Annotated in this window: 25 protein-coding genes and 1 pseudogene; 10 read left to right on the forward strand and 16 right to left on the reverse strand. The window is 59.3% G+C overall.

What is annotated here, in order from left to right; all coding sequences use genetic code 11:
• Positions 1-203: 203 nt before the first annotated feature.
• Entirely contained in the window at positions 204-854 is a 651-nt protein-coding gene (locus tag PMI29_RS05850) for a hypothetical protein (RefSeq protein ID WP_008002236.1), read from the forward strand.
• A 109-nt stretch (positions 855-963) separates the two neighbouring features.
• Here the strand turns inward: PMI29_RS05850 and PMI29_RS05845 are convergent, their stop codons facing one another.
• From PMI29_RS05845 to PMI29_RS05835, 3 genes are all read right to left on the reverse strand, one after another.
• Positions 964-2490 (reverse strand): SulP family inorganic anion transporter, encoded by a 1527-nt coding sequence (locus PMI29_RS05845; protein ID WP_008002238.1) that lies wholly within the window; start codon positions 2488-2490, stop codon positions 964-966.
• A 90-nt stretch (positions 2491-2580) separates the two neighbouring features.
• Positions 2581-3312: a carbonic anhydrase gene (locus tag PMI29_RS05840; protein WP_008002240.1), complete on the reverse strand. Its 732-nt coding sequence runs from the start codon at positions 3310-3312 to the stop codon at positions 2581-2583.
• A gap of 243 nt (positions 3313-3555) precedes the next feature.
• The gene (locus tag PMI29_RS05835) at positions 3556-4614 is read right to left on the reverse strand and encodes a PA0069 family radical SAM protein (protein WP_008002242.1); all 1059 of its coding nucleotides are present in this window, start codon (positions 4612-4614) and stop codon (positions 3556-3558) included.
• A gap of 228 nt (positions 4615-4842) precedes the next feature.
• Between PMI29_RS05835 and PMI29_RS05830 the strand changes: the two genes are divergently transcribed.
• The 3 genes from PMI29_RS05830 to PMI29_RS05820 all read left to right on the forward strand — a co-directional run bounded on the left by PMI29_RS05830 (position 4843) and on the right by PMI29_RS05820 (position 6555).
• Positions 4843-5145, forward strand: a complete 303-nt coding sequence (locus PMI29_RS05830) for a hypothetical protein (protein WP_008002245.1) — start codon at positions 4843-4845, stop codon at positions 5143-5145.
• Positions 5146-5231: 86 nt separating this feature from the next.
• Positions 5232-5780, forward strand: a complete 549-nt coding sequence (locus PMI29_RS05825) for a hypothetical protein (RefSeq protein ID WP_008002246.1) — start codon at positions 5232-5234, stop codon at positions 5778-5780.
• 130 nt (positions 5781-5910) lie between these two features.
• Complete coding sequence (locus PMI29_RS05820) at positions 5911-6555, forward strand: dual specificity protein phosphatase family protein (protein ID WP_033052651.1); 645 nt, start codon at positions 5911-5913, stop codon at positions 6553-6555.
• 40 nt (positions 6556-6595) lie between these two features.
• Here PMI29_RS05820 and PMI29_RS05815 read toward each other — a convergent pair whose 3' ends face one another.
• Together PMI29_RS05815 and prlC are read right to left on the reverse strand one after the other, a co-directional pair.
• Positions 6596-6883: a YheV family putative zinc ribbon protein gene (locus tag PMI29_RS05815; protein ID WP_008002251.1), complete on the reverse strand. Its 288-nt coding sequence runs from the start codon at positions 6881-6883 to the stop codon at positions 6596-6598.
• The gene (gene prlC, locus PMI29_RS05810; protein ID WP_008002252.1) at positions 6880-8931 is read right to left on the reverse strand and encodes an oligopeptidase A; all 2052 of its coding nucleotides are present in this window, start codon (positions 8929-8931) and stop codon (positions 6880-6882) included. The genes PMI29_RS05815 and prlC overlap by 4 nt, the downstream gene beginning before the upstream one ends.
• Before the next feature lie 88 nt (positions 8932-9019).
• On the opposite strand from prlC, the gene PMI29_RS05805 reads away from it, so the two are divergent.
• The 3 genes and pseudogenes from PMI29_RS05805 to PMI29_RS32755 form a co-directional block, all read left to right on the forward strand.
• A complete protein-coding gene (locus PMI29_RS05805) occupies positions 9020-9565 on the forward strand; it encodes a gamma carbonic anhydrase family protein (protein WP_008002254.1) in 546 nt (181 codons plus the stop codon).
• Between the two features lie 26 nt (positions 9566-9591).
• Positions 9592-10239, forward strand: a complete 648-nt coding sequence (locus PMI29_RS05800) for an HAD family hydrolase (RefSeq protein WP_008002256.1) — start codon at positions 9592-9594, stop codon at positions 10237-10239.
• Between the two features lie 35 nt (positions 10240-10274).
• A pseudogene (locus PMI29_RS32755) lies at positions 10275-10352 on the forward strand (outer membrane lipoprotein carrier protein LolA); the annotation flags it as partial.
• A gap of 18 nt (positions 10353-10370) precedes the next feature.
• On the opposite strand, the gene PMI29_RS05795 reads toward PMI29_RS32755, so the two are convergent.
• The 9 genes from PMI29_RS05795 to PMI29_RS05755 form a co-directional block, all read right to left on the reverse strand.
• On the reverse strand, positions 10371-10994 hold the full coding sequence (locus tag PMI29_RS05795; RefSeq protein WP_008002258.1) for an ABC-type transport auxiliary lipoprotein family protein: 624 nt from the start codon (positions 10992-10994) through the stop codon (positions 10371-10373).
• Positions 10991-11929 carry an MlaD family protein gene (locus PMI29_RS05790; RefSeq protein WP_008002260.1) on the reverse strand — a complete coding sequence of 313 codons (939 nt, stop codon included), beginning with the start codon at positions 11927-11929 and terminating at the stop codon, positions 10991-10993. Before PMI29_RS05790 ends, PMI29_RS05795 begins: the two co-directional genes overlap by 4 nt.
• A gap of 1 nt (position 11930) precedes the next feature.
• Positions 11931-12734, reverse strand: coding sequence for an ABC transporter ATP-binding protein (locus PMI29_RS05785; protein ID WP_008002262.1), 804 nt, complete (start codon positions 12732-12734; stop codon positions 11931-11933).
• A complete protein-coding gene (locus PMI29_RS05780) occupies positions 12731-13879 on the reverse strand; it encodes an ABC transporter permease (protein ID WP_008002264.1) in 1149 nt (382 codons plus the stop codon). The genes PMI29_RS05785 and PMI29_RS05780 overlap by 4 nt, the downstream gene beginning before the upstream one ends.
• 54 nt (positions 13880-13933) lie before the next feature.
• A complete protein-coding gene (locus PMI29_RS05775) occupies positions 13934-14962 on the reverse strand; it encodes a DUF5924 family protein (RefSeq protein WP_008002266.1) in 1029 nt (342 codons plus the stop codon).
• A 260-nt stretch (positions 14963-15222) separates the two neighbouring features.
• Positions 15223-16599 (reverse strand): M16 family metallopeptidase, encoded by a 1377-nt coding sequence (locus PMI29_RS05770; protein WP_008002268.1) that lies wholly within the window; start codon positions 16597-16599, stop codon positions 15223-15225.
• A gap of 55 nt (positions 16600-16654) precedes the next feature.
• Positions 16655-18313, reverse strand: a complete 1659-nt coding sequence (locus tag PMI29_RS05765) for a Na/Pi cotransporter family protein (RefSeq protein WP_008002270.1) — start codon at positions 18311-18313, stop codon at positions 16655-16657.
• A gap of 306 nt (positions 18314-18619) precedes the next feature.
• Complete coding sequence (locus PMI29_RS05760) at positions 18620-19387, reverse strand: TerC family protein (RefSeq protein ID WP_008002272.1); 768 nt, start codon at positions 19385-19387, stop codon at positions 18620-18622.
• An 85-nt stretch (positions 19388-19472) separates the two neighbouring features.
• Entirely contained in the window at positions 19473-20780 is a 1308-nt protein-coding gene (locus PMI29_RS05755) for a CitMHS family transporter (RefSeq protein WP_008002275.1), read from the reverse strand.
• A 418-nt stretch (positions 20781-21198) separates the two neighbouring features.
• Here PMI29_RS05755 and PMI29_RS05750 point away from each other — a divergent pair, with 418 nt between their 5' ends.
• On the forward strand, positions 21199-21600 hold the full coding sequence (locus tag PMI29_RS05750) for a GFA family protein (RefSeq protein WP_008002278.1): 402 nt from the start codon (positions 21199-21201) through the stop codon (positions 21598-21600).
• On the opposite strand, the gene PMI29_RS05745 is transcribed toward PMI29_RS05750, so the two are convergent.
• Positions 21601-21927 carry a DOPA 4,5-dioxygenase family protein gene (locus tag PMI29_RS05745; RefSeq protein ID WP_008002280.1) on the reverse strand — a complete coding sequence of 109 codons (327 nt, stop codon included), beginning with the start codon at positions 21925-21927 and terminating at the stop codon, positions 21601-21603.
• A 61-nt stretch (positions 21928-21988) separates the two neighbouring features.
• Positions 21989-22939 carry a choline sulfate utilization transcriptional regulator gene (locus PMI29_RS05740; RefSeq protein ID WP_008002282.1) on the reverse strand — a complete coding sequence of 317 codons (951 nt, stop codon included), beginning with the start codon at positions 22937-22939 and terminating at the stop codon, positions 21989-21991.
• Between the two features lie 114 nt (positions 22940-23053).
• Between PMI29_RS05740 and betC the strand changes: the two genes are divergently transcribed.
• The gene (betC, locus tag PMI29_RS05735; protein WP_008002285.1) at positions 23054-24565 is read left to right on the forward strand and encodes a choline-sulfatase; all 1512 of its coding nucleotides are present in this window, start codon (positions 23054-23056) and stop codon (positions 24563-24565) included.
• Positions 24566-24584: 19 nt separating this feature from the next.
• Positions 24585-25505, forward strand: a complete 921-nt coding sequence (gene choX, locus PMI29_RS05730) for a choline ABC transporter substrate-binding protein (RefSeq protein WP_008002287.1) — start codon at positions 24585-24587, stop codon at positions 25503-25505.
• Positions 25506-25536: the final 31 nt, after the last annotated feature.

Raw genomic sequence — 25536 nt, forward strand, 5'->3', positions numbered from 1 at the left:
AACGCGAAGGCGTAAATCATCTGAAACAGCATTAACTTGCTTTGCAGGGCACGAATGGAGAAGGATGCAGACGAGTGGTGGCCAATCGATATAACGGGACCGTCTCAAGGATGAAATAATTATGACAAATGCGTCTTAGCATTTTTCGTAAGCCAGCTAAGTTATGTCTTCCCTATTTCATTGCCTTGTTTCCTGGAGTTTTCATGAACACCGCCGCATTGCGCGAGCAGATCCAAAAAGCCCAACAACACGAAGCCGAGACCGGCCTGCTGACGCGTCAGCTGGAAAGTAAACTGCCTCACCTACACCCGGCGATCCAATTGCCGGAAGCGGACGCCAATGGCGTGCTGACGCGTTTTGTCGCCGCCTACATCGAAGAAGTGCCCGATCTGCTGGATGCAGCAAATGAAGTCGCCAGGGAAGCGGGCATTGAGTCACAGATCAAACCGGTGCTGAAAATCGCCGAACAGTACTTTCTCCAGCCGCCAGCCATCATGGCCGGCCATGTCGGGCTCGACAGCCTGCTGGATGAAGCCTATCTGGCGCACCGGTTTGTCGAAGAGGTCAACGACCTGTACATCAAGCATTTCGGCCAGCCACTGATCCCCTTGGACATGACTGTCGCCAACCTGATTGCTCACCAATTGATCGGTGAGTCGTTCGCCAACCAACTGGACGAAGCGGTGCATCACGCCATCGACGAAATGCTCAACGAAGAGAGTTTTGCGCTGGAGTCGGTGGAAACCTACCGCGACAAGCTCAGCAGCCCGGACACCGGCGCCGCATGGAAACGCTGGCCGTGCATGTCCCGCCGTTTGGGCGTAGGCCTGGAGCTGGATCAGCCGGCGGCTTGATCCCTGAAACCTGTGGGAGCGGGCTTGCTCGCGAATACGGTCAATCATTCAACGTTGATGTCGACTGACACGCCGCTTTCCCGAGCAAGCCCGCTCCCACACAGGTACCTCAGCCAGCCGCACCTATACCTGTATTCGTGCGCACCCGCCCCTCAAGCCTGCGCTTCAATCCCCGCGCTTCAATCAGCAGCTTCGAACCCTTGGCCGCATTCGCCCGACCCCATTCCTCCAGCAACTCCAGACAGGAGTGATCGATGTAGCTCAAATTGTTGAGTGGAACATGCACCGTAGTGCCCGGCGCAATGCTGCCCAGTACCTGGGTCAGCGCCGGCACTTTGAGGAAGGTCGCCGCACCCACCAGGCGCAATTCCATTTGCCCTTCCTGAGGCAGGTCGATCAGGCTGATCTTCAAGCGCGAGGCTTTCAGCGCCAGTTTCACCAGCGTCAGGCCGAAGCCAATCAACACGCCGGTCAGCAGGTCCGTGAATACGATGGCCAGCGCAGTTGCCGCGTAAGTGAACATCGGCGCCCGACCATACCGGCCCAAGCCACGAAAGACCTTGAGGTCCACCAGTTTGAAACCGGTGTACACCAGCACGCCCGCCAGGCTCGCCACCGGAATGCTTTGCAGGACACTGGACAGCAACAACACGAACGCCAGCAGCCACAGGCCGTGGAAAATCGTCGAGTAACGGGTGGTGGCGCCTGCCTGGACGTTAGCCGAGCTGCGCACGATCACGCCCGTCATCGGCAGGGCGCCGAGCAGGCCGCAGAGCATGTTGCCGACACCTTGCGCCGACAGTTCCCGATCGAAGTCCGAGCGCTGGCCGCTGTGCATCCGGTCTACTGCGGCAGCCGAGAGCAGGGTTTCGGCGCTAGCGATGAAGGCCACGGCAAACGCGGCGATCAGCAAGGTCGGATCAGCCAGGTTGAGTAGATCTGCCGGCTTCAGCCAGTCGATGGCCTCCGTCAGGTTGGCCGGCACCTCAACCCGTTTGACCTGCAACGCCAGCACCAGGCTGGCAAGCGTGGCCAGACCAACGCCGAGTAGCGCGCCAGGAATGAAGCGCAGGGATTGCGGACGGAATTTGTCCCACAGCCACATGACGGCAATCGTCGACAAACCGAGCAAACCGGCTTGCCAGCCAAGCGTGGGCAATGCCTGAGCCAGTACCGCCGGGAAGGCTGCCAGGTTATCCAGGCCCGAGGGTCTGGGTACGGCATCCAGCATCACATGCACCTGAGACAGGACGATCAGCACGCCAATCCCGGCCAGCATGCCGTACACCACTGCCGGCGCCGTCACCCGAAACCAGCAGCCCAGCTTCAAACGACCGGCCAACAGTTGCAGCAAACCCGCCAGCACCAGAATGGGCCCGAGCATGGCGATGCCGTGTTGGCGGACCAGTTCGAATACCAGAACCGCCAGGCCCGCCGCCGGGCCGCTGACTTGCAGCGGCGAGCCGGCCAACCAACCGACTACCAGACCACCGATGATGCCGGTGATCAGACCTTTGGCCGGAGGCAGCCCCGAAGCAATCGCGATGCCCATGCACAGGGGCAGGGCAACCAGAAACACAACCACCGAAGCCAGCAGCTCCCGTGGCAGAACAGCTTTGAGTCGAGCAGCACGCATGGTGAGTCTCCCGAAGTTTTCTTCAGGCATGGCAAAGCCAGGCTGCCTGAACGGCAGCCTCGGCTGAACCACACAACGATTTAGGGGGATTTAGAAGCGCGCTTTGGGCGTCGCCACGGGAATTGGCAGGCTGCCATTGAGCGGCAGGAAACAGCCTTTATCGGCGTCGTAGGCTTTGATTTCGCTGGTTTCGATGTTGTAGACCCAGCCGTGAATGAACAATTGACCGTTGGCCATGCGCGAGGCCACCGACGGATGGGTGCGCAGATGCTGCAACTGGGCGATCACATTCTCTTCGGTGAGGATGTGCATGCTTTCGCTTTCGCTAGAGCAGTTGCAATTCTCCTGCACCATGGTCTTGGCCACTTCGGCATGACGCAGCCAGGCTTTGACCGTGGGCATTTTTTCCAGACTGTCCGGGTTGAGCACCGCACGCATGGCGCCGCAATCGGAATGCCCGCAAATGATGATGTGATGAACCCCCAGAGCCAGTACGGCGTACTCGATGGCTGTGGAAACACCGCCGTTCATTTGCCCGTAAGGCGGCACGACGTTACCGACATTGCGCGTCACGAACAGATCGCCGGGGGAGCTCTGGGTGATCAATTCGGGAACGATGCGCGAATCGGCGCACGCGATGAACATGGCTCGCGGCCGTTGGGCGGTGGCGAGTTTCTTGAAGAGTTCTTCCTGTTGCGGAAAGATCTCATGATGAAAATGCAAAAAGCCGTCAACGATATGCTGCAACGCTGCATCGGCGGTTTCCGCCTCGGGTTCGGGCGAAGCCGATGCAGCCAACGGCTGTTTATCCTTATCACTCATGATTCATCCTCATTGACGGGCTCAGGGAGCCATCCCGTGTTGTCCGGTGTGAAGCCAGTGGCTGGTTGAAAAACATCCAGGTCAAACAGCTCGACCCATCAGTCACTCGATGAACAAGTTAGCGGTTGAATCTTAATTGAAACTGAATGAAACGCTCTAGGACGTGTGTTCCAGGTCAAAAAAAACGTGACCAGCCTAATGCGTGAGCGCGCTCCTCAGTACTCAACCATAGGCCAATTGTCCTCAAATCAACGACATCTGGCGACCCGGCGGACAAAAGGCGTCGCAATCCAGGTTAAAGCCTTCCCGTCGATTGAGCCCCAGGCGTTTGATGGTTTTGGCAAAGCGCTGCGCCAGCAGGTCGGCGAAGGGGCCTTCGCCGCGCATTCGAGCGCCAAAGCGGCTGTCGTAGAGTTCACCGCCACGGCTCTGGCGAATCAGGCTCAGCACATGCGCCGCCCGTTGCGGATAGTGGGCGCCCAGCCATTCTTCGAACAGCGGCGCCACTTCCAGCGGCAGGCGCAACATCATGTAAGCAGCGCTTTGCGCCCCGGCTACATGGGCCTCGGTGAGCAGGCTTTCGAGCTCACTGTCGTTGATCATCGGAATCATCGGTGAACACAGCACGCCCACCGGAATGCCTGCATCGCGCATGACCCTGATCGCCCGCAACCGGGCCTTGGGCGCTGCGGCGCGGGGTTCGAGGATGCGCTTGAGTTCGTCGTCCAGGGTGGTCAGGCTGATCATTACCGCCACCAGTCTTTGGCTGGCAAGCTCGGTCAGCAGGTCCAGGTCACGAAGAATCAGCGAGCCCTTGGTGACGATTGTCACCGGGTGCCGGTATCGCAGGAGTACCTCGAGGGTTTGCCGGGTGATCTTGTATTCACGCTCGATCGGCTGATACGGATCGGTGTTGGAACCGAGGTTGATCGGTGCACATTGATAGCCACGCTTGGACAGCTGCTCCTCCAGCACATCCGTGGCGTTGGTCTTGGCGATCAGTTTTGTTTCGAAATCCAGCCCTGGTGACATGTCCCAATAGGCGTGACTGGGGCGTGCATAGCAATAAATGCAGCCGTGCTCGCAGCCGCGATAGGGATTGATCGAACGGTCGAAGGGCAAATCCGGCGATGTGTTACGGGTAATGATGGTTTTCGCCGTTTCAATGCGCACCTCGGTGCCCTGGGTGAGCGGTACTTCCTGGTACCAGCCGTCGTCCTCTGCCACCGAATGGCTGGGGGCGAAGCGGTTGTGCGGGTTGGTCGCGGTGCCGCGGCCACGGGGAGGCAGAGAGCTAATCATCGGCGTATTCCTGCATCTGTATATCCATACAGTAACCGACGTCGCACCTCGCGACCAGTACCGCTCAGCCCTTCATTTGACAGTTGGGCTGTTGTCATGAACTTACTTGTTCAATAAACGAAGGGAAAACTAAGGAAACATATAGTCAGTGGCTGGATCCAATACCCGCCCGTATATTCAACCCAACAAGCAACACCCTCAACAGCAAACAAATAAAAGGATTTATTAATGTCTTTCTTCAATCAGCGCGGCATCTTCCTGCAACTTATGCAACCAAGCCATTCGGAGCCCGACACACTTGTTTCGTTGCAACTTGCTCGCAAGGAATCAAGTTGGGATGCGGAAAATGAACAACAAGTTGAAAAACTGGTCGACTCGGTTTTTTTCAGGGCCACTTCTACAGACCTGGGTGATTCTTTCAGTATCAGGACTGTCGGAAAGGATGTAGATGGAGACGGCGTCATTGGCGCATCGGACAAAGCCAAGCTGCAGGCGCTGGCCAAGGCCTACGCCAGTATCGTCAACCCTTGACTCCTGACCGTTGATTTCAGCTGTCAAAGAGTCGTTTCGGATGCATGTGGACGACTGCATGCATTCAAGATAATCGCGAGGATAAAATGCCAATATTCACCAAGACAGGCGCTTTCTTGCAACGAATAGAAACATCAAACAATGTACAAGTAATTATAAAACTAATAAGACCAAACAACTATTCCGACGCAACAAATCAACCAAACCGCGATACCCTTACCCACATACCAACTCTGACACTCCATATAAACGATGACGGAAAAACAGTAAAGCTGGACTTTGACCCATGGTCTGACATCAATGTTAATTCAGACAGTAACATTGACGAAAAAGATATCGGCATCGTGACAGATCTCGCGCTCGCCTTTTTTCATCAAACAATAATAACTTCTGAATTCGCAGGCTATCTCTATCGCCTTCCCGCTGACCCGTCCGAGTTTCGAGTAGGTGTCGAGATATTGGAGTTTGATGAAAATGATCAAAAATTCTACAGCTACGATGTTCTCGAAACCGAGTCTCTGGATTCAGGCGCCCGGTTTCAAGGCGCGCGTCGTAACCCTCAGACTGGAAAGGTTTATGAGTACGGGACGGCCCTGGAGGCATTGCTCAAGGCATTCATCAAGTTGGAACTGTAGGCTCGGTCAGGCGTAGCGACTTCAGGACAGGGACTTCACGATTCTTTGACGGTCCGCTCACAGGCCTTTGACCGCGCATGGCTGATCCTTGTCAGCCTCTTCCCGTCCCTTTCTGAACGGTCGCTCAAGCATGCCTCTATCACGATTTTTATCTGCAATATGCCTGTCGCTGGTCGCACTCGTTAACCTGACACCGGCATTTGCTGACGACAGCACGATGCACCGTCCGGCAGACTGGGCTCAACCGATCGAGAAGCAATACAACCTCTTTCAAATGTCGCCAACTCTCTATCGCAGCGCCTTGCCGGACAAAGGGGCGGTGCCGCTGCTGGAAAAACTCAAGGTCGGGACGGTAATCAACTTCCTGCCTGAAGCGGACTCCAGTTGGTTGTCCACGCCGGGGATCACTCAAGTACAGCTGCCTTATCGCACCAACCATGTGGATGACGCCGATGTGCTCAAGGCCTTGCGCGCCATCAAGTCTGCAGAAGCCAAAGGCCCGGTACTGATGCATTGCAAACACGGTTCCGACCGTACTGGCCTGATGGCGGCCATGTACCGGGTTGTCATCCAGGGCTGGACCAAGGAAGAGGCCCTTAACGAAATGACCCAGGGCGGCTTTGGCGACAGCACCCATTTCAAGGACGGAATTCGCTACATGATGCAGGCCGACGTGGAAAAACTGCGCACGGCCCTGGCCAATGGCGATTGCAGCACCAGTCCGTTCGCCGCGTGCTCGATGAAGAGCTGGTTCAAGTCCGCTCATATCGAATAAAAAGCCCCCGTTGCATTGCGCAACGGAGGCTTTTTTTCACTCAGTGCTGTTCGTCAGGCTTTTTCTTCAGTTTCGGGTTCGGGAAGAACTGAACCGCCTGAACCTTGGTGTCCGCTGGCTTCGGCGCAGTCGCATTGACCCGCGTACCTAGCTCCCTGGGCACCGACAGCCCTTGTTCATTGAGAGTGTCGGAGTAACCGCAGGCCACGCACTCTCGGTGCGGGACCAGGTCCTCGTTCCACATCATCAACTTATCCGGCTCGCTGCATGCCGGGCAGACCGCCCCGGCGATAAAGCGTTTTTTCGTAATCACAGGTCCCTCACTCATGCTGCCGCGTCCTCACTCAGGCCACTGTGGCGCAAGAGTGCGTCAATCGATGGCTCACGGCCACGGAAGTCGACGAACAGCACCATCGGTTCCTGGGAACCGCCACGCGCCAGGATCGCTTCGCGGAACGCACGACCAGTGTCGGCGTTGAGCACACCTTCTTCTTCAAACTTCGAGAACGCATCGGCCGACAGCACTTCAGCCCATTTGTAGCTGTAGTAACCCGCGGCATAACCGCCGGCGAAGATGTGCGCAAAGCTGTTGGGGAAGCGGTTGTAGGCCGGCGGACGCATGACCGAAACCTCGTCGCGCACGCCTTCGAGCACTTGCAGCACACTGCGACCATCGCCGTGGGTGGCGTGCAGTTCGAAGTCGAACAGCGAGAATTCCAGTTGGCGGACCATCATCAGGCCAGACTGGAAGTTTTTCGCCGCGAGCATTTTCCCGAGCAGGTCCTGAGGCAGTGGTTCGCCGGATTCATAGTGACCGGAAATCAGCGCCAGACCTTCCGGCTCCCAGCACCAGTTTTCCATGAACTGACTTGGCAGTTCGACCGCATCCCAGGCCACACCGTTGATGCCGGACGCGCCAGCATGCTCGACGCGGGTCAGCAGGTGATGCAAGCCGTGACCGAACTCGTGGAACAGGGTGGTGACTTCGTCGTGGGTCAGCAGCGCAGGCTTGCCGCTGTCGGCCGGGGTGAAGTTGCACACCAGGTTGGCCACCGGACTTTGCAGTACACCGCCGGCGGTGCGGCGACGGTCGCGGGCGCCATCCATCCAGGCACCACCGCGCTTGTTGGCGCGGGCGTAGAGGTCGAAGAAAAAGCGGCCGACATGCTGGCCGTTTTCCTTGATTTCAAACAGGCGGACATCCGGGTGCCAGGTGTCGAAACCTTTGAGCTCGGCAATCTCGATGCCGTACAGACGCTGGACGATGGCGAACAGGCCGCTGAGCACCTTGTCGATCGGGAAGTAGGCGCGCAGGGCTTCCTGGGCAACGCTGTAACGCTGTTCACGGAGTTTTTCGCCGTAGAAACCGCTGTCCCAGCTTTGCAGATCCGGGCAGCCTTGCCCGGCTGCATAGGCCTTGAGCTGTTCCAGGTCCTGGGTGGCGAATGGCTTGCTGCGCTTGGCCAGGTCGCGCAGGAAACTCAGCACCTGATCGCTGGATTCGGCCATTTTGGTCGCCAGGCTCAGCTCGGAGAAACTGCTGAACCCCAAGAGCTTTGCCAGTTCCTGACGCAAGTCGAGGATCTCTTCCATGACCGGACCGTTGTCGTTCTGGCCGGCATTCGGCCCCTGGTCCGACGCACGGGTGCAGTACGCGGCATAGACCTCTTCACGCAGTGCGCGGTCCTGGGCGTAGGTCATCACCGCGTAATAGCTCGGGAATTCCAGGGTGATCAACCAGCCGTCCAGATCCTTGGCCTGAGCTGCGGCGGCCATTTGCGCCTTGGCCGAATCGGTCAGGCCGGCGAGGGCGGCTTCATCGGTGATGTGCTTGGTCCACGCCTGCGTGGCGTCGAGCAACTGGTTGGAGAAACGGCTGCCCAGCTCGGACAGCTTGCTCTGCACTTCGGCGTAACGCTTCTGTTCGGCTTCCGGCAAGTCGATACCCGACAGACGGAAGTCACGCAGGGAGTGTTCCAGGATAGTTTTCTGCGCCACGTCGAAACCGGCGGCTTGCGGGCTGCTGGCCAGGGCTTCGAAGGCCTGGAACAGTTCGCGGTTCTGGCCCAATTCGGTGGCATAGGCGCTCAACGCCGGCAGGCACGACTCGTAGGCTTCACGCAGTTCGGCGCTGTTGCACACGGCGTTGAGGTGACTGACCGGGCTCCAGGCGGCGCCCAGGCGGTCGTTGAGTTCATCCATCGCCAGCACCAGGCCAGCCCATGTTGGCTGTTTGGCCTGGGTCTTGAGGATCTCGACGATGGCGGCACGGTTGTCAGCCAGGATCTGTTCAATGGCCGGTTGTACGTGTTCGGCGCGGATGGCGGAGAACGGCGGCAGGTCGTAGGACTGCAAAAGAGGGTTGTTCACGCTCACGGTTGATACCTTGGCTGGAGAAACATGCAGCCATCTTAATTACAATCGGCACTCACCGCAGCTATCAGCGACAGAGAGAAACCCTATCGTGAACCTTCGCAAGTATCAGAACCACACGCCGCTGCTTGGCAAAGGCGCTTTTGTCGACCGCTCGGCGGTGGTGATCGGCGACGTTGAAATCGGCGAAGACAGCTCGGTCTGGCCGCTGACGGTGATCCGTGGCGACATGCACCGCATACGCATCGGCGCACGCACCAGCGTGCAGGATGGCTGCGTATTGCACATCACCCACGCCGGGCCGTTCAACCCCGATGGCTTTCCGTTGCTGATCGGCGATGACGTGACCATCGCCCACAAGGTCATGCTGCATGGCTGTTCGGTGGGCAGCCGGGTGTTGATCGGCATGGGCAGCATCGTCATGGACGGCGCGGTGGTCGACGATGATGTGATCATCGGTGCCGGCAGCCTGGTGCCACCGGGCAAGCACCTGCAAAGCGGCTTCCTGTATGTGGGCAGCCCGGTGAAGCAGATCCGTCCGCTGACTGACAAGGAGCGTGTCTTTTTCACCTACAGCGCGGCGAACTACGTGAAGCTCAAGGACCTGCATCTGGCCGAAGGTTACGACCAGCTTTGACCCAGCCTCCTTATTCAGGATTCAACATGCATTACCAAACCGTTTTGTTCGACCTCGATGGCACCCTGACCGACCCGCGCGAGGGCATCACCCGTTCTATCCAGTTCGCTTTAAGCAAACTGGGTATCGATGAGCCGGACCTGACCAAACTCGAACACTTCATCGGCCCTCCGCTGTTGCAGGCGTTCATGCAGTTCTACGACTTCGACGAAGCCCGCGCCTGGGAAGCGGTGAATTTCTACCGCGAGCGATTCAAGGTCACCGGCCTCTACGAAAACCGCGTGTTCGATGGCGTCACACCACTGCTGGAAACCCTGGTCGGACAAGGGCGACAGCTGTACATCGCCACTTCGAAGCCGTGGGTGTTCGCCCGTGAGATCGCCCGGCATTTCGATTTTGCCAGGCACTTCAAAGTGATTTACGGCAGCGAACTGGATGGCACCCGGACCAACAAAATCGAGCTGATCGCACACCTGATGGCCGAAGAAGGCCTGGACCCGGCCAACACCCTGATGATCGGCGACCGCAAGCACGACCTGATCGGCGCACGCAGCAATGGACTGGATGCGGCGGCGGTGGGTTACGGGTTCGGCAGCCACGAAGAATTGAGCGCCGAAGCGCCGGCGTATCACTTTGAAACGCTGGAAGCGCTGCATCGGGCGTTTTTGCGCTGATACGACGTCTCCCTGTAGGAGCGAGCCTGCTCGCGATGGTCGTGAACGATAACGCTGGAAGCCTGACGCCCCGCGGCGCTCTCAGGTTTTTCGCGAGCAAGCTCGCTCCTACAAAGGAATTGCGCAGGCCTTCATGGCCGAGGTGGCGGGGCGAGTTTCTGTCCTTGCTCAACCGCCCAGTTCACCACCTGCGCTGTCAACTGATCGTTCGCCTGACCAAACCCGGCCACCACCGCCGGGACCTGCACATCGCTGAGTGGCTGGCGCACTTCAAAGCGACGGCTGGCGAGGATGCGCTGGTCGTAGCTGCGCACTAGCAACGCATCCAGACGCACCACCGCGCTGGCATTCGTACCTTGGTATTCAGTCTGAAACGCCTGCAGGCTGCCGCCCAATTCAAGATCGGTCTGGAAAATGCTGTCATCGGTGCTCAACAGCGGCACCCGCCCGTCATGCTGGAAACCTTCCAGCAAGCGATTGCGCACCAGCACCGGCGTCGGGTCGCTCCAGCGTGAACCCTTGTAGTGGCTGATCACATCGCCCTGAGGAATCACTGCAATGTTCGGGCTGTTCAACGCTTCGCTGGACTGGAATTTGCTCAGGCGCAGCGACCAGCGCTGCGGCGTGCCGTGGCTGGCCGATGCACTCTGGGCCGACGGCAATCGATAGACTTCGAAGGGCTCGGGCTTGGGCAGGATCGAGCACGAACTGATCAGTGTGAAGCCAGCGAGGAGGGCAATCCGAGTCAGCTTCATGGCGTGAATTCCTTGGTCTTTTCACTGCCCAGCAGGTAACCGCTGGGGTTGGCCTCCAGACGTTTGGTAATGACGCGCAACGAGGACAGGGTTTCGCGCATCTCGCGCACGGCCGGGCCCAGGCCATTGAGGCCTTGCATGCCGCTGTTGAGCGAGTCCTGATTGGCGGTTATCAATTTGTTGAGGGTGGCGCTGCTTTCCTGCAGCGACTTCATCGCCTGCTCGGCGCTGCCCAGCGTCTCCTTGCCATGCTCATTGAGCAGCCCGTTGGCATTGCGCATCAGCGCCGTGGTCTGTTCCAGCATGTTGTTGGCCTGTTTGCCGACCGAGGCCAGTTGCTGCATGGCCTGGCGGATATCGCCGCGCTGCTCGGCTATGGTCCCGGTGGTTTGCTCCAGGTGCTCCAGGGTATTGCTGATGCGCTCGATGTTTTCCGTGGAGAACATCAGGTTGGCGTTATGCATCAGCGTGCTCACCCCGGCCATCAGGTCTTCGCTGTCATTGAGCAGGCGGGCGATGGGCGACGGCGATGCAACGATGGTCGGCAGGTTGCCGTCCTTGCCCTTGAGCGTCGGGCTCTGTGGCGTGCCGCCGCTGAGCTGGATGATCGAGGTCCCGGTGACACCGGTCAGGGCCAGCTTGGCATTGGTGTCTTCCTTGACCGGGGTATCGCCGGCCAGGCGAATTCGCGCCAGCACCCGGCGCGGGTCTTTGGGGTCCAGGCGCAGCGAGATCACGTCGCCGACCTTGATCCCGCTGTACTGCACGGAACTGCCCTTGGACAATCCGCTGACCGCCTCGTTGAACACGACTTCGTAGTCCTTGAACTCGGTGTCGACACTGGACTTGGCCAGCCACAGGCCGAACAGCAGCGCGGCCGTCACCACAATCACGGTGAACAGGCCAATCAATACATGATGGGCTCGGGTTTCCATGTCAGACCTCTTTGAGCTGTTGGGCGGCCGTCAATGCCGCGCGGCCGCGAGGGCCATGGAAGTATTCGTGAATCCACGCATCGTCGGTTTCCGACACCTTGTCGATGGCGTCCGCCACCAGCACTTTTTTCTGCGCCAGCACCGCCACCCGGTCGGTGATGGTGTAGAGCGTGTCGAGGTCGTGGGTCACCAGAAAGACACTCAGGCCCAGGGCATCGCGCAGGGTCAGGATCAATTGGTCGAACGCGGCGGCGCCAATCGGATCGAGGCCGGCGGTGGGTTCGTCGAGAAACAGGATGTCCGGGTCCAGTGCCAATGCCCGGGCCAGTGCGGCACGCTTGATCATGCCGCCGGACAGCGACGAGGGGTACTTCTCCGCCGCCGACAGCGGTAACCCGGCCAGGGCCATTTTCACCGCCGCCAGGTGCTCGGCGTCGTTGCGGCTCAAACCGGCGTGTTCGATCAGCGGCAGGGCGACGTTCTCGGTCACCGTCAGCGAAGAGAACAGCGCGCCCTTCTGGAACAGCACGCCAAAGCGTCGTTCCACCAGCGAGCGCTCGTGCTCGGACAAGGTCGGCAGGTTCTTGCCGAAGACTTTCACCACGCCTTCGCTGGGCTGACGCAACCCGACAATGCTGCGCAGCAGCACCGATTTACCGCTGCCGGAGCCGCCGACCACGGCGAGGATCTCACCCTTGTACAAGTCCAGGTCGAGGTTCTCGTGCACGCTCTGGCGGCCAAAGCGATTGCACAACCCACGCACCTCAATCACCGCCTCGGAGGGCGCTCGGGGGATACGACTCACCAACCCATCTCCATGAAAAACATCGCGGCTATCGCATCCATCACGATCACCACGAAAATCGATTGCACCACGCTCGACGTGGTGTGGGCACCGACGGACTCGGCGCTGCCGCTGACCTTGAAGCCTTCGAGGCAACCAATCGCGGCGATGAGGAAGGCGAAAACCGGCGCTTTGACGATCCCCACCAGAAAGTGCTGAACGCCGATGTCGGTTTGCAGCAGCGATATGAACATCGCCGGAGAGATATCCAGCGCCACGGCGCAGACCACGCCACCGCCGATAATCCCCGACAGCATCGCCAGGAAGGTCAGCATCGGCAGGGCGATCAGCAACGCCAGGACCCGCGGCACCACCAGCAATTCCACGGGGTCGAGGCCCAGGGTGCGAATGGCGTCGATTTCTTCGTTGGCCTTCATCGAACCGATCTGCGCCGTGAACGCACTGGCGGTGCGCCCGGCCATCAGGATCGCGGTCAGCAGCACACCGAATTCGCGCAGGAAGGCGAATCCCACCAGGTCCACGGTAAAGACTGTGGCACCGAAAGTGGCCAGCACCGTCGACCCGAGAAACGCCACCACGGCACCCACCAGAAACGTCAGCAGGGCAACGATTGGGGCGGCATCGAGGCCGGTCTGTTCGATGTGCGCGATCATTGGTGTGACGCGCCAGCGTTTTGGCCGGAACAGGCCGCGGGCGATGGTTTCGATGATCAGGCCGACGAAACCCAGCAGTTGCAGGGTGTCCTGCCAGACGGCGTCCACCGCGCGGCCAATGCGGGTCAGCAATTGAATGGCAACGCTGACTTCCGGTTCCTTGATCGGTACACAGAAATCGGTCAACGAACAGTAGACGGTTTGCAGCAACGCGCGGTCGGCGGCGGAGAGTGTGCAATCCGGGTGTTCGGCGGAGCGGCCTAGGCGCTCGGAGCCGAGCAGCTCGACCAGTAGCGAGGCACCAGCGGTGTCGAGGGCGCCCAGGCCATTGAGGTCGATGGGGGTGTTGGCGTCGTACTGGCCGTGGAGTTTTTCGCTCACCAGCTTGAGGTCAGCGTAATGGGCAAGCGTCCAGTCGCCCGTCACCCGCAACCGCGCAGGGGTAATCGACGTATCTAATCTGGCGTTGCCGGCCATCGTGCTGCTGATCATAGGCTCCGTGCTTGTTCAGTGATTACGCAGCTGTACGTAATAGCACGAAGCGCACTACTTTTCTTTGATCGCTGTGCTGTCCGTGACTTTGAAGCGCAGCACGCCGATGACCTGGCCATCTTCGGTCAGCACCCGAACCTGCCATTTGCCGGCCGGGTTGCCCGGGAAATTCTGCTTGTGGGTCCAGGCCCGGTAACCTTCCTTGCGCCCGCCGCGGATATCCAGAGCGATGCGATCGACCTCCTTACCGTTGAATTGCCAGACGTGATAAATCCGTTCGTCCAGGCCACGCGGGGCATTGATCGCGGTGTACGCGTAGAGCCCGCCATTGCGAATCTGCTCGGCGCTGACTTCGTCGAGGCTGGCGCCTGGCGTACGGTCCTGCATTTGCGTGCTGATGGCCACATCGGTCATCCACAGCGTCGCCGGTGGCACCCACGAGCGCAGTTCCCAACCAACGAAACCGATGCCCAGGGTGATACTCAAAATCGCCAACGCACTGCGTACGGTACGAATCGGGAAGATCGACGCCAGGCTCGGGAACGACAACAGTACCGAGATACCCAGCGCCCATTTGAAACTTTGCGCGGTGGTCAGGTGCATGATCACCGGCAACGCGGTGAGCAGCGCGGCGAACAGGGTCAGGGTGTGCAGGGCCAGAAACGCCCAGCGCCGTGGCGCCAGCCATTTGTAGTAGAGCGGATCGATGATCGAAATCAGCGCCGCGATACCCAACAGCCCGGTGAACACCAACTGGCCGCTGTTCCACGTCGTGGTGATGAAAAAGAACGGCAGGACAAAAAACAGGCTTTCCTGGTGGATCATCTGCGTCGCGTAACGCAGCAACGGCTCCGGGATTTCTCGTTTGAATACGCGCGTGAACAGCTTGGTCAGGCTGTTTTCCAGCATCAACCAGATCCAGCTGATCAGCATGATTGTGGTGATCCAGCTCGCCAGGCCTTGCTGGCGATCGACCAGAATGAAACTGCCCACCCCGGAGATGAAACCACAGAGCGCAATGACCCCAGGGTAGCGCTTCATCAATTCGAGGATGCGCTGTACGAAAAGGGTCAGGTTTTGCATTCGGCGGGTTCACAGTAGTCGTAGGAAAAAACCTCGACAGGGTACCGTTGGCGCGGCGCTGTGGCGAGGGTTCACGGTCAGTGACACCACGCCACCTGTGGGAGCGAGCTTGCTCCGGGCGGCGTTCCGACGATGGCGGCGGATCAGTCAACTTTAATGTTGAATGACATGGCCTCATCGTCGGAACGCCGCCCGGAGCAAGCTCGCTCCCACAGGGGGATTGTGTTTCCCACAAGGAGTTTTCCTGCCAAACAGAGTGGTTACTTCCTGCGATGCAAACGCCAGCCCACCACACTCAACACCAGCAACCCCAACACCCCGACCACCAACCACATCAACTGGTCATAACTGAACAAAGGCTTCTCGATCCGCAAATACCCCGGTTGCAGGAGCAATTCACGCACGGCCTTGTTCGCCTCTTCCAGCGTCACCCCTTCCAGCTCCCGGGCCGGGTTGGCGAAACGGCCGTCCTGGTAGTCGCCGATGGCGCTCCAGTAGTAGTCGGCCAACGCACTGTTGCCTTGTACGGCCCAGGTCTGACGGGCAATCGCGGCCTGTTTGAGGCGGTTGAAGGTGTCGGCATTGAGGCCGTCCTTGAGCAGTTCGGCCTTCAAGTCATCGAGCACGTGTTCGGCAGCGGCTACGTCGTCGCGCTCAAGATCGGCATTGAGGCTCATGAAACCCACGCCGCCGAACACCTCGCGTTCCGCCCACGGGCCGTAGGACAAACCGTGAGCCAGGCGCAGCTGGCGATAGAGCGCCCAATCCAGATAATCCTTGAGCAAATCGAAGGTTTCGTCGTGTCCATCTTCCAGCACTGGCTCCGGCACCAGCCAGTGCAATTTGGCGCCGTTGCCGACCAAACCGTGGGGCAGGGTGCGCTCGTGGGCGGCGCTGACCTGGATTTGCGGCAGCGGCGGATGCTCGCCGGGGGTAATCGCTTCCAGCCCGCCATACGCCCGCTCCAGATAGGCCGGCAGCAACTTGTCGAGGTCGCCGACCACGATCAGGGTCATGTTGTTCGGCGCATACCAGTCCTTGCGCACCTGCTCCAGTTGCTCACGGGTCAGGTCATCGACTTGTGCACGCTCCGGGCATTTGAGGCCCAGTTCCACGGCCAGCTGGTTGCTGGCGGTGTGGCCCAGGTCCTGACGATCGAGCCAGCGTTGCAGGTGCGAGTAGTGGCCGCCGTCTTCACGCTCGACCACTTGCTTGGCAGCGTTGATGGCGTAGTCGTCGAAGCGGGTCTGGGTCAGTAGCGCCAGCAGCAGGTCGAGCACCTTGCGCTGGTTTTTCGCCGGCGCCTCGATGACGAAAGTCGTATCGGCGTTACTGGTGTAGGCGTTCCACTCACCACCCAAGGCCTGCATGCGCTCTTCCAGGCCACCTTCGCCGCTGGCGTCGATGCCGCTGAACAGCAGGTGTTCCAGCAAATGCGGCAACTCCTTTTCTTCGCAGTTGAAATCGTCCAGGCCAACACCGACCACCAGCCGGATTGCCACATGCCCATGGTCGGTGCCGGGCTTGAGCAGCAACTGCAAACCGTTGCGCAGGGTGTAGCCCTCGACCTGGAAGCGATCCAGGGCGAATGACGGGAATGAACCAAGCAACAGGCAGGCGAGCAACAGACAACGCATAACGGGTTCCATACGGCCAGCGTAAGTTCAACAGACTTCAGGCAACTGTGGACGTTCAGGGTGAATGAGTGATGTCGCTCAAATCGTCGACCACCAGCGCGCCGGTGTCCGATGTTTCCAGCACCACGTAGGCACTGCTGCAAAACAGCGAATTCAGGCGCTTCATGTCGGCGATCAGCTCCAGGTGCAACGAACTGGTTTCGATACTTTGCACGATTTTACGTTGCAAGCGGCTGACATGGGCATGGGCCAGACGCCGTTCCTGTGCACGAAACCGACGTTTTTCACGCACCAGTTGACGGGCACTTTCCGGGTCGCCACTGAGAAACACCGACATCCCGAGCCGCAGGCTGGAAATCAGCTGAGTATGCAGCCCGGTCAACTCGTCCAGCCCGACTTCGGAAAACGACCGGCGCTGCGAGGTTTTCTGCTGCTGAATCTTGCGCAGCATGCGTTCGATCAAGTCGCTGGCGAGTTTCAGGTTGATCGCCAGTTCGATGATTTCCGCCCAGCGCCGGCTGTCCTGATCGCTGAGATCTTCCCGGGGCATTTGCGCCAGATACAACTTGATCGCGCTGTAGAGCGCTTCCACATCGTCGGTCAGGCGGCGAATTTCCTGGGTGACGGCGGTTTGCTTGCCGCGCAACACGTCGAGCATGGCTTCGAGCATGCTGTCGATCAGGTCGCCCATGCGCAGGGTTTCCCGGGCCGCGTTGGCCAGCGCCAAACCGGGCGTAACCAACGCAGTGGGGTCAAGATGCCGGGGCTTGGCCGTGCCGTTGGCCTGCGGGCGCTCCGGCAGCACCCAGGCACAAAACCTGGCCATCGGCTCGATGCTGGGCAGCAGGATCAGGCAGCGCGCGGTGTTGTAGAGCAGGTGAAAGCCAATGACCATTTCCTGGGGGCTGAAATCGAAGCCATCGAGCCAGTGCACCAGCGGATCGAGCACCGGTATGATCAATAAAAGACCAATCAGTTTGTACAGCAAGCTGCCCAGCGCCACTTGGCGCCCGGCGGCGTTCTGCATGCTGGTGCTGAGAAAGGCGAGTACGCCGCTGCCGATATTGGCGCCGATCACCAGTCCGATGGCCACCGGCAGACTGATCACGTTGGCACCCGCCAGGGTCGCGGTCAGCAGTACAGCGGCCAGACTGGAATAGGAAATCATCGCGAACAGCGCACCGACCAGGGCGTCGAGCAGGATGTCGCCGGTGAGCGAGGCGAAAATCACCTTCACCCCTTTGGCATGGGTAATCGGATGCGCCGCTTCGACAATCAGTTGCAGCGCCAGAATGATCAACCCCAAGCCAATGGCGACACGGCCCAACTGCCCGAGTCGGGTCTGCTTGCGCGACAGAAAGAAAATCACCCCGACAAAAATCAGCAACGGCGACAGCCACGACAGATCGAACGTCAGCACCCGCGCCATCAGCGCCGTACCGACGTCCGCGCCAAGCATGGTGGCCAGCGCCGGGGTCAGCGCCATCAGGCCCTGGCCGACAAAGGAAGTGACGAGCATGGCAGTGGCGTTGCTGCTCTGGACCATCGCTGTCACGACGATCCCGGAGACGAAAGCCAACCAGCGTTTGGACACGTTCTGGCCAATGACATGGCGCAGATTGGTGCCGTAGACCCGCAGAATGCCGGTTCGGACGATGTGCGTGCCCCAGATCAGCAGGGCCACGGCAGAAAGCAAATTGAGCAGGGTGAGCATAATGACCCCCTGTGGTGTAGCGCCCCAAAGGAGCAAGTTGACGGTACCGCGCGACGTTCTACGTTCTTCGTTCTGTACTTAAGCTGTAGTTGGCTAACGGTCTGCGCGCCAGCATCGCATAGCCAAAGAAGGGATTGAAACAAAACCGTCATGAAATCCCGTTCACGCAGGCATGAAAAAGGGGCCCGATGGCCCCGATTTTATGTAGGAGCGAGCTTGCTCGCGATGGTCGTTAACGAAAACGCGTGTTTACGAGGTTAACGCGGAGCGCTCGAGTCCATCGCGAGCAAGCTCGCTCCTACAGGGTTACTGACCCGGAATGTCCTTGCGCAGTTTCACCGGATCCTGCTGCTTTTTCTTTTTCGCAATCGCGGTGCGCATCTTGATGTTGATCGCTTCCACTGCCAGCGAGAACGCCATGGCGAAGTAGACGTAGCCTTTAGGGATATGCACGTCGAAGGATTCGGCAATCAGCACAGTACCGACGATCAACAGGAACGACAGCGCCAGCATCTTCAGCGACGGGTGCTTGTCGATGAACTCGCTGATGGTGCCAGATGCCCACATCATCACCAGCACCGCCACGATGATCGCCGCGACCATGACCGGTACGTGGGAGACCATGCCGACCGCGGTGATCACCGAGTCCAGCGAGAACACGATGTCGATGATCGCGATCTGGATGATGGTGTAGAGGAAGTTGCCGCCCTTGCCGCTTGGCTCGTCGCTGGTTTCGTCTTCACCTTCCAGCGCGTGGTACATCTCTTGCGAACTCTTCCACAGCAGGAACAGACCACCGAAGAACAGAATCAGGTCGCGTCCGGAAATACCCTGGCCGAATACCACGAACAGGTCCGCCGTGAGGCGCATGACCCAGGTGATCGACAGCAGCAGCAGGATTCGCGTGACCATGGCCAGCGCCAGGCCGAAAATCCGGGTGCGCGCCTGCATATGCTTGGGCATGCGGCTGACCAGGATCGAAATCATGATGATGTTATCGATGCCCAGGACGATTTCCAGGGCGGTCAGGGTGAAGAAGGCAACCCAGATTTCAGGGTTGGTCAGCCATTCCATGTGTATTCCTTTGAGCGATTGTTAAACCACAAAGGGCCCAGGCTTCAAACAGCGAAGCCTGGACCCGAAGTGGTGAGTCTTGGGCTTATAGAGTGCTGAACATCGGGAAAGTCCCCAACAGCAGTGCAGCAATCAGTATGCAGATACAAACCAGCACTGCCCACTTCAGGGTGAAGCGCTGGTGGTCACCGAAATCGATGCCGGCCAGGGCCACCAACAAATAAGTCGATGGAACCAGCGGGCTCAACAGGTGGACGGGCTGACCGACGATCGAGGCACGTGCCATTTCCACCGCGGTTATACCGTAATGGCTGGCGGCCTCGGCAAGAACCGGTAACACGCCGTAATAAAATGCATCGTTCGACATGAAGAAGGTGAACGGCATGCTGACCAGCGCCGTGATCACCGCCAGGTACGGGCCGAGAAAGTCCGGAATCACCGCCAGCAGGCTTTTCGACATGGCGTCGACCATCCCGGTGCCGGTCAGGATACCGGTGAAGATACCGGCCGCAAAGATCAGCCCGACTACCGCCAGCACGCTACCGGCGTGAGCCGCGACGCGATCCTTCTGCTGCTGCAGGCAAGGATAGTTGACGATCATGGCAATACTGAACGCCACCATGAACAGCACCGGCAACGGCAGCAGGCCGGCGATCAGGGTGCCCATCAGGGCCAGGGTCAGGGCGCCGTTGAACCAGATCAGATTCGGACGACGGGCATCCGGGAACTGCGAAACGCTGATTTCGCTGTGGTCGATTTCATCGCCCACCAGGTGCAGTTCACCCAGACGCGCACGTTCACGCTTGCCGTAGAAGTAGGCAATGACCAGGATCGCCACCACACCGGCCAGCATCGCAGGAATCATCGGTACGAAGATGTCGGACGGATCCACATGCAACGCACTGGCAGCGCGAGCTGTCGGGCCACCCCATGGGGTCATGTTCATCACGCCACCGGCTAGGATGATCAGGCCGGCCATGATCCGCGGGCTCATGCCGATACGGCTGTAGAGCGGCAGCATCGCGGCCACGCAGATCATGTAAGTGGTCGCGCCGTCACCATCGAGGGAAACGACGAGCGCCAGTACGGCGGTACCGACCGAAACTTTCAGCGGGTCGCCCTTGACCAGTTTGAGGATCTTGCGCACGGCCGGGTCGAACAGGCCGGAGTCGATCATCAGGGCGAAGTACAAAATAGCGAACATCAGCATCACGCCGGTTGGCGCAAGCTTGGTGATGCCTTCGAGCATCATCGGGCCAATCTTCGGCGAAAAACCGCCAAACAGCGCGAAAATGATCGGGATGATGATCAGGGCGATCAGCGCGGACAGGCGCTTGGTCATGATCAGGAACATGAACGTGATGACCATGGCGAAGCCAAGGAAAGTCAGCATGGGAATACTCCAGGCGTAGCGCGGCTAGGGAATGGGCGGATCGGGCGTGATCAGCGCAGAACGGAAAGCACGAGGCGTACGGGTGGAGTTGCAGCGAAGCGGCGGGTAGAAGAGGACATCAGAATCACCATTGTTGTTGTTAAATGGGCTGTGCGAGCGATAACACGCTGGCATTGGCCAACCGGTCTGTTGCCGGTAGTGGGGGCGATCCTAATCGGGGAAGCTTTCAGCCAGCTTTCGGTGATGAAAGCTTTGACCGGATGCACGACCGGTCGTCGGACCGGGGCTGGGAGGTGAACCGGGTTACAGCCTTCGCGAGCAAGCCCGCTCCCACACTGGTTCTGTGTCGTACACAAAGCTGATGTGGGAGCGGGCTTGCTCGCGAAGGCGTCAGTAATGACGCATCAGGAGGAATGCCATGAACAAAACTCACACCGGCGGCTGCCACTGTGGGCAACTGCGCTATCAATTCAGCGGGCCGCTGCACGATATCGTCCACTGCCATTGCTCGATTTGCCGACGGGTCAGCGGCGGCATCGTGACCACCTGGATCACCGTGCCGGCATCCGCCTTTCAATGGTTGGCCGGGACACCGTCGCGGTACGACTCCTCATCCACCTGCGCGCGATACTTCTGCGGCCACTGTGGAGCGCAACTGGCGGTGGTGACGCACCTGAGCCCGGAAACCATCGACCTGACCATCGCCACCCTCGACCATCCCGAGCAAGCACCGGCCGAGCGGCACATCTGGACCGACAGCCGCTTGCCGTGGCTGCACCTGGACGAACACTTGCCCGGCGAGGCTGAAGAAACACTCTGATCAAAAAATAGACAGATCCAACGGCCGAATCGCGCCCATCCAGATCGCGTGCTCGGTGTGGTCGAGCAGATCGTCGCCGGTGTCCGGGTGCAGGAACACCACCAGACCCTTGCGGTTCAGCGCCAGCCACGGCAGCACGTCGCCCAGAACCTGCGGTTCGAACGCCAACTGGCAGCTCCAGTCCGGGTGCGGACCGACCGGACGCTCGTGCACGCGGCCCATTTTCAGTGGAAACAATTGCGCCGCCTGTTCACACAAGGCTCGCGCCTGATCGATGGTGCTGGCGTCGAAATAGACATGGGCGTGGTAGCCCGTTATGTGTTGCATTTGAAATCCCCTATATCCGGTCGAGCAGATCACGCGGCACAAGTTGTGATCGTTTCACGTTTCACACCGCAATCGAAGGCAATGACAACCCCGACAACGACTCCGCACTACTGGCCTGCTCGGCCATCAACCAATCCACAAACTGCTGGATCAAAGCTCCACGCCGTTTGCGCTGGGGCAGAACCACGTAGTAACCCAGCCTCGACATCACCGTTTCGCCGATCGGCCGACACAACAACCCTTGCGCGAGCAAGTTATCCACAAGGTGCCGCCAACCAATGGCCACGCCCTGACCGCCAATCGCGGCCTGAATCAGCAGGGTGTAGTTGTCGAAGCGCAACTGTCCGGGCGCCGGGGGCGAGGTGATGCCCAGCTCGCGGAACACACCACTCCAGTCGAACCAGTTACTGCTGTGTTCCCCACGCAGGTGCAGCAACGGAAACTCCAGCAATGCCTGGGCCGGCAAGGGTAAGGTCCGCTCGCTCAACAACTGCGGGCTGCACACCGGAAACACTTCCTCGCTGAACAGCCAATGGCTTTCACCCTGCTTGAAACGGCCATCGCCAAACAGCACCGCCACATCGATATCAGTACGTAGCATGTTATGACTGCGTTCACTGGTGACCAGGCTGACATCTACCTGCGGATTGGCCGCGTGAAAGCGGTGCAGACGCGGCATCAACCAATAGGCTGCGAAGGCAAAATCCGTGGCAACTTGCAGCACTTCATGCTGTTGCTGTGCGCTGATTGCGCTCAATCCTGCGTCGATATTCTGCAATCCGAGCTGAACCTGCTCGAAAAGAATCTGCCCGGCCTCGGTCAGTCCGATTCCACGATAAATGCGGTCGAACAGGCGGGTCGCCAATTGTTCTTCCAGGCGCTTGATCTGCTGGCTGATGGCCGGTTGCGTCGTACCCAGTTCAACCGCCGCAGCGGTGAAGCTGCGCTGACGGGCCGCCGCTTCGAAGGCACGAAGCAAATCCAGTGACAGGTCACCAAGGGCGTCATACATAAGCTGTGCTTATCCTAGTCATTGCCGTGTATGGGCTTTACCGCAAAGCGTGAGGGTTTCATTCTCGAAGCCAGCACTCTCGCATAAACATCCACTATGGAATGCCGCGATCACATGAAGCGCAAGAACATTCTTTTCATCATGGCCGATCAAATGGCCGCGCCAATGTTGCCGTTCTACGGCCCGTCGCCCATCAAGCTGCCCCATCTCAGCCGCCTCGCCGCACAAGGCGTGGTGTTCGATTCTGCTTATTGCAACAGCCCCCTGTGCGCGCCGTCGCGATTTACCCTGGTCAGCGGCCAGTTGCCGAGCAAGATCGGCGCCTACGACAACGCCGCCGATTTCCCCGCCGAGGTACCGACTTATGCCCATTACTTGCGCCGCCTCGGCTACCGCACCGCCCTGTCGGGCAAGATGCATTTCTGTGGACCAGACCAGCTGCATGGCTACGAAGAACGCCTGACCAGTGACATTTACCCGGCCGACTACGGCTGGGCAGTGAACTGGGATGAACCGGACGTGCGCCCGACCTGGTATCACAACATGTCGTCGGTGCTGCAAGCCGGCCCGTGTGTGCGCACCAATCAGCTGGATTTCGACGAAGAGGTGGTGTTCAAGGCCCAGCAATACCTGTTCGATCATATCCGCGAAGATGGAGACCAGCCGTTCTGCCTGACCGTTTCGATGACTCACCCACACGACCCGTACACCATTCCCAAAGCCTTCTGGGATTTGTACGACGATGCCGACATCCCGCTGCCTACAGCCCCGGATCAGCATTCACTCGATCCACACTCCCAGCGTTTGCTCAAGGTTTACGACCTGTGGGACAAGCCATTGCCTGTGGATAAGATCCGCGATGCCCGCCGCGCCTATTTCGGAGCGTGCAGCTATATCGACAGTAACGTCGGCAAACTCCTGCAAACCCTCGAAGATACTGGGTTGATCGACGACACCATCATCGTCTTCTCCGGCGACCACGGCGACATGCTCGGCGAACGTGGCCTCTGGTACAAAATGCACTGGTATGAAATGGCCGCACGGGTGCCGCTGCTGATCAGCGCACCGGGGCAATTCGGTGCCGGCCGAGTCAGCGCCAGCGTTTCGACCGCCGACCTGTTGCCGACCTTCGTTGAACTGGCCGGAGGCACTCTGGAACCTGGCTTGCCGCTGGATGGCCGTTCGCTGGTGCCGCACCTGCAAGGGCAGGGCGGTCACGACGAAGTGTTCGGCGAATACATGGCCGAAGGCACCATCAGCCCGTTGATGATGATCCGCCGCGGTGCCTACAAATTCATCTACAGCGAAGACGACCCTTGCCTACTCTTCGACGTACACAACGACCCTCGCGAACTGGAGGAACTCAGCCATTCGCCGCAACATCGCCAGCTATTCGACGATTTTCTTGCCGAAGCGCGGACCAAATGGAACATCCCGGCGATTCACCAGCAGGTGCTCGCCAGCCAGCGGCGTCGACGTTTCGTGGCCGAGGCGCTGACCCTCGGCAAGCTGAAGAGCTGGGATCATCAGCCGCTGGTGGACGCCAGTCAGCAATACATGCGTAACCACATCGACCTCGACGATCTGGAGCGTAAAGCACGTTATCCACAACCCTGCCAAAACTAATAATGTTAAGGGGAAGTCCATGCAAAGGTTATCCACAGTACTGACGATCGGGCTCCTGGCTCTAGGCAGTGCATCGGCGTTTGCCGATCAGAGTTGCGAGACGGTGAAGATGGCCGACCCGGGCTGGAGCGACATTGCCGCGACCAATGCCATCACCGGGTTTCTGCTGGACGGCATGGGCTACAAGGCCAAGGTTGATACCCTCGCGGTGCCGATCACCTTTGGCGGGCTCAAGGATGGCCAGGTCGATGTGTTCCTGGGTAACTGGATGCCGGCGCAGCAGGGCTTCTACGACAAATTCGTCGCCAGCGGCGATGTCACGCAACTGGCGAAGAACCTCGACGGCACCGAATTCACCCTCGCCGTCCCGGACTACGTGTGGGACGCGGGTGTGCATGACTTTGCCGACCTGAACAAATACGCCGACAAGTTCGACCGCAAGATCTACGGCATCGGTTCCGGCGCACCGGCGAACATCTCACTGCAAGAGATCATCAAGAAAAACGATTTCGACATGGGCCAGTGGAAACTGGTCGAGTCCAGCGAGCAGGCAATGCTGGCAGAAGTGTCCCGCGCGGTGAAAAAACAGAAATTCGTAACCTTCCTCGGCTGGACCCCACACCCGATGAACGTGCAGCTGAAAATGCATTACCTCAAGGGCGGCGAGAAATACTTCGGCGACACCGGCAGCGTTCATACCCTGACCCGCAAAGGTTATGCACAGGCCTGTCCGAACGTTGGCAAGCTGCTGACCAACCTGAGTTTCACCCAGGACATGGAGAACAGCATCATGGCCGAGGTGGTGAACAAGAAAGTCAGCAATACCGACGCAGCCAAGGCATGGATCAAGGCCAACCCCGCGGTACTGGACAAGTGGCTCGATGGGGTGAAGACCGTAGATGGGCAGGATGCGTTGCCGGCGGTGAAAGCCAAGTTGTAACGTTCAAGGACGCCATCGCGGGAAAGCCCGC

The sequence above is a fragment of the Pseudomonas sp. GM49 genome (assembly GCF_000282355.1).
In the GTDB taxonomy this organism is placed as follows: domain Bacteria; phylum Pseudomonadota; class Gammaproteobacteria; order Pseudomonadales; family Pseudomonadaceae; genus Aquipseudomonas.

Coding starts and splice junctions, on each gene's coding strand:
- PMI29_RS05825 (WP_008002246.1), top strand. CDS start 5,232: ATGCCAATATTCACCAAGACAGGCGCTTTCTTGCAACGAATAGAAACA.
- PMI29_RS05850 (WP_008002236.1), top strand. CDS start 204: ATGAACACCGCCGCATTGCGCGAGCAGATCCAAAAAGCCCAACAACAC.
- PMI29_RS05815 (WP_008002251.1), bottom strand. CDS start 6,883: ATGAGTGAGGGACCTGTGATTACGAAAAAACGCTTTATCGCCGGGGCG.
- PMI29_RS05795 (WP_008002258.1), bottom strand. CDS start 10,994: ATGAAGCTGACTCGGATTGCCCTCCTCGCTGGCTTCACACTGATCAGT.
- PMI29_RS05745 (WP_008002280.1), bottom strand. CDS start 21,927: ATGCAACACATAACGGGCTACCACGCCCATGTCTATTTCGACGCCAGC.
- PMI29_RS05770 (WP_008002268.1), bottom strand. CDS start 16,599: ATGCGTTGTCTGTTGCTCGCCTGCCTGTTGCTTGGTTCATTCCCGTCA.
- PMI29_RS05765 (WP_008002270.1), bottom strand. CDS start 18,313: ATGCTCACCCTGCTCAATTTGCTTTCTGCCGTGGCCCTGCTGATCTGG.
- PMI29_RS05845 (WP_008002238.1), bottom strand. CDS start 2,490: ATGCGTGCTGCTCGACTCAAAGCTGTTCTGCCACGGGAGCTGCTGGCT.
- PMI29_RS05800 (WP_008002256.1), top strand. CDS start 9,592: ATGCATTACCAAACCGTTTTGTTCGACCTCGATGGCACCCTGACCGAC.
- betC (WP_008002285.1), top strand. CDS start 23,054: ATGAAGCGCAAGAACATTCTTTTCATCATGGCCGATCAAATGGCCGCG.
- PMI29_RS05740 (WP_008002282.1), bottom strand. CDS start 22,939: ATGTATGACGCCCTTGGTGACCTGTCACTGGATTTGCTTCGTGCCTTC.
- PMI29_RS05760 (WP_008002272.1), bottom strand. CDS start 19,387: ATGGAATGGCTGACCAACCCTGAAATCTGGGTTGCCTTCTTCACCCTG.
- PMI29_RS05755 (WP_008002275.1), bottom strand. CDS start 20,780: ATGCTGACTTTCCTTGGCTTCGCCATGGTCATCACGTTCATGTTCCTG.
- PMI29_RS05830 (WP_008002245.1), top strand. CDS start 4,843: ATGTCTTTCTTCAATCAGCGCGGCATCTTCCTGCAACTTATGCAACCA.
- PMI29_RS05790 (WP_008002260.1), bottom strand. CDS start 11,929: ATGGAAACCCGAGCCCATCATGTATTGATTGGCCTGTTCACCGTGATT.
- PMI29_RS05780 (WP_008002264.1), bottom strand. CDS start 13,879: ATGATCAGCAGCACGATGGCCGGCAACGCCAGATTAGATACGTCGATT.
- PMI29_RS05775 (WP_008002266.1), bottom strand. CDS start 14,962: ATGCAAAACCTGACCCTTTTCGTACAGCGCATCCTCGAATTGATGAAG.
- PMI29_RS05835 (WP_008002242.1), bottom strand. CDS start 4,614: ATGATTAGCTCTCTGCCTCCCCGTGGCCGCGGCACCGCGACCAACCCG.
- choX (WP_008002287.1), top strand. CDS start 24,585: ATGCAAAGGTTATCCACAGTACTGACGATCGGGCTCCTGGCTCTAGGC.
- PMI29_RS05750 (WP_008002278.1), top strand. CDS start 21,199: ATGAACAAAACTCACACCGGCGGCTGCCACTGTGGGCAACTGCGCTAT.
- PMI29_RS05840 (WP_008002240.1), bottom strand. CDS start 3,312: ATGAGTGATAAGGATAAACAGCCGTTGGCTGCATCGGCTTCGCCCGAA.
- PMI29_RS05820 (WP_033052651.1), top strand. CDS start 5,911: ATGCCTCTATCACGATTTTTATCTGCAATATGCCTGTCGCTGGTCGCA.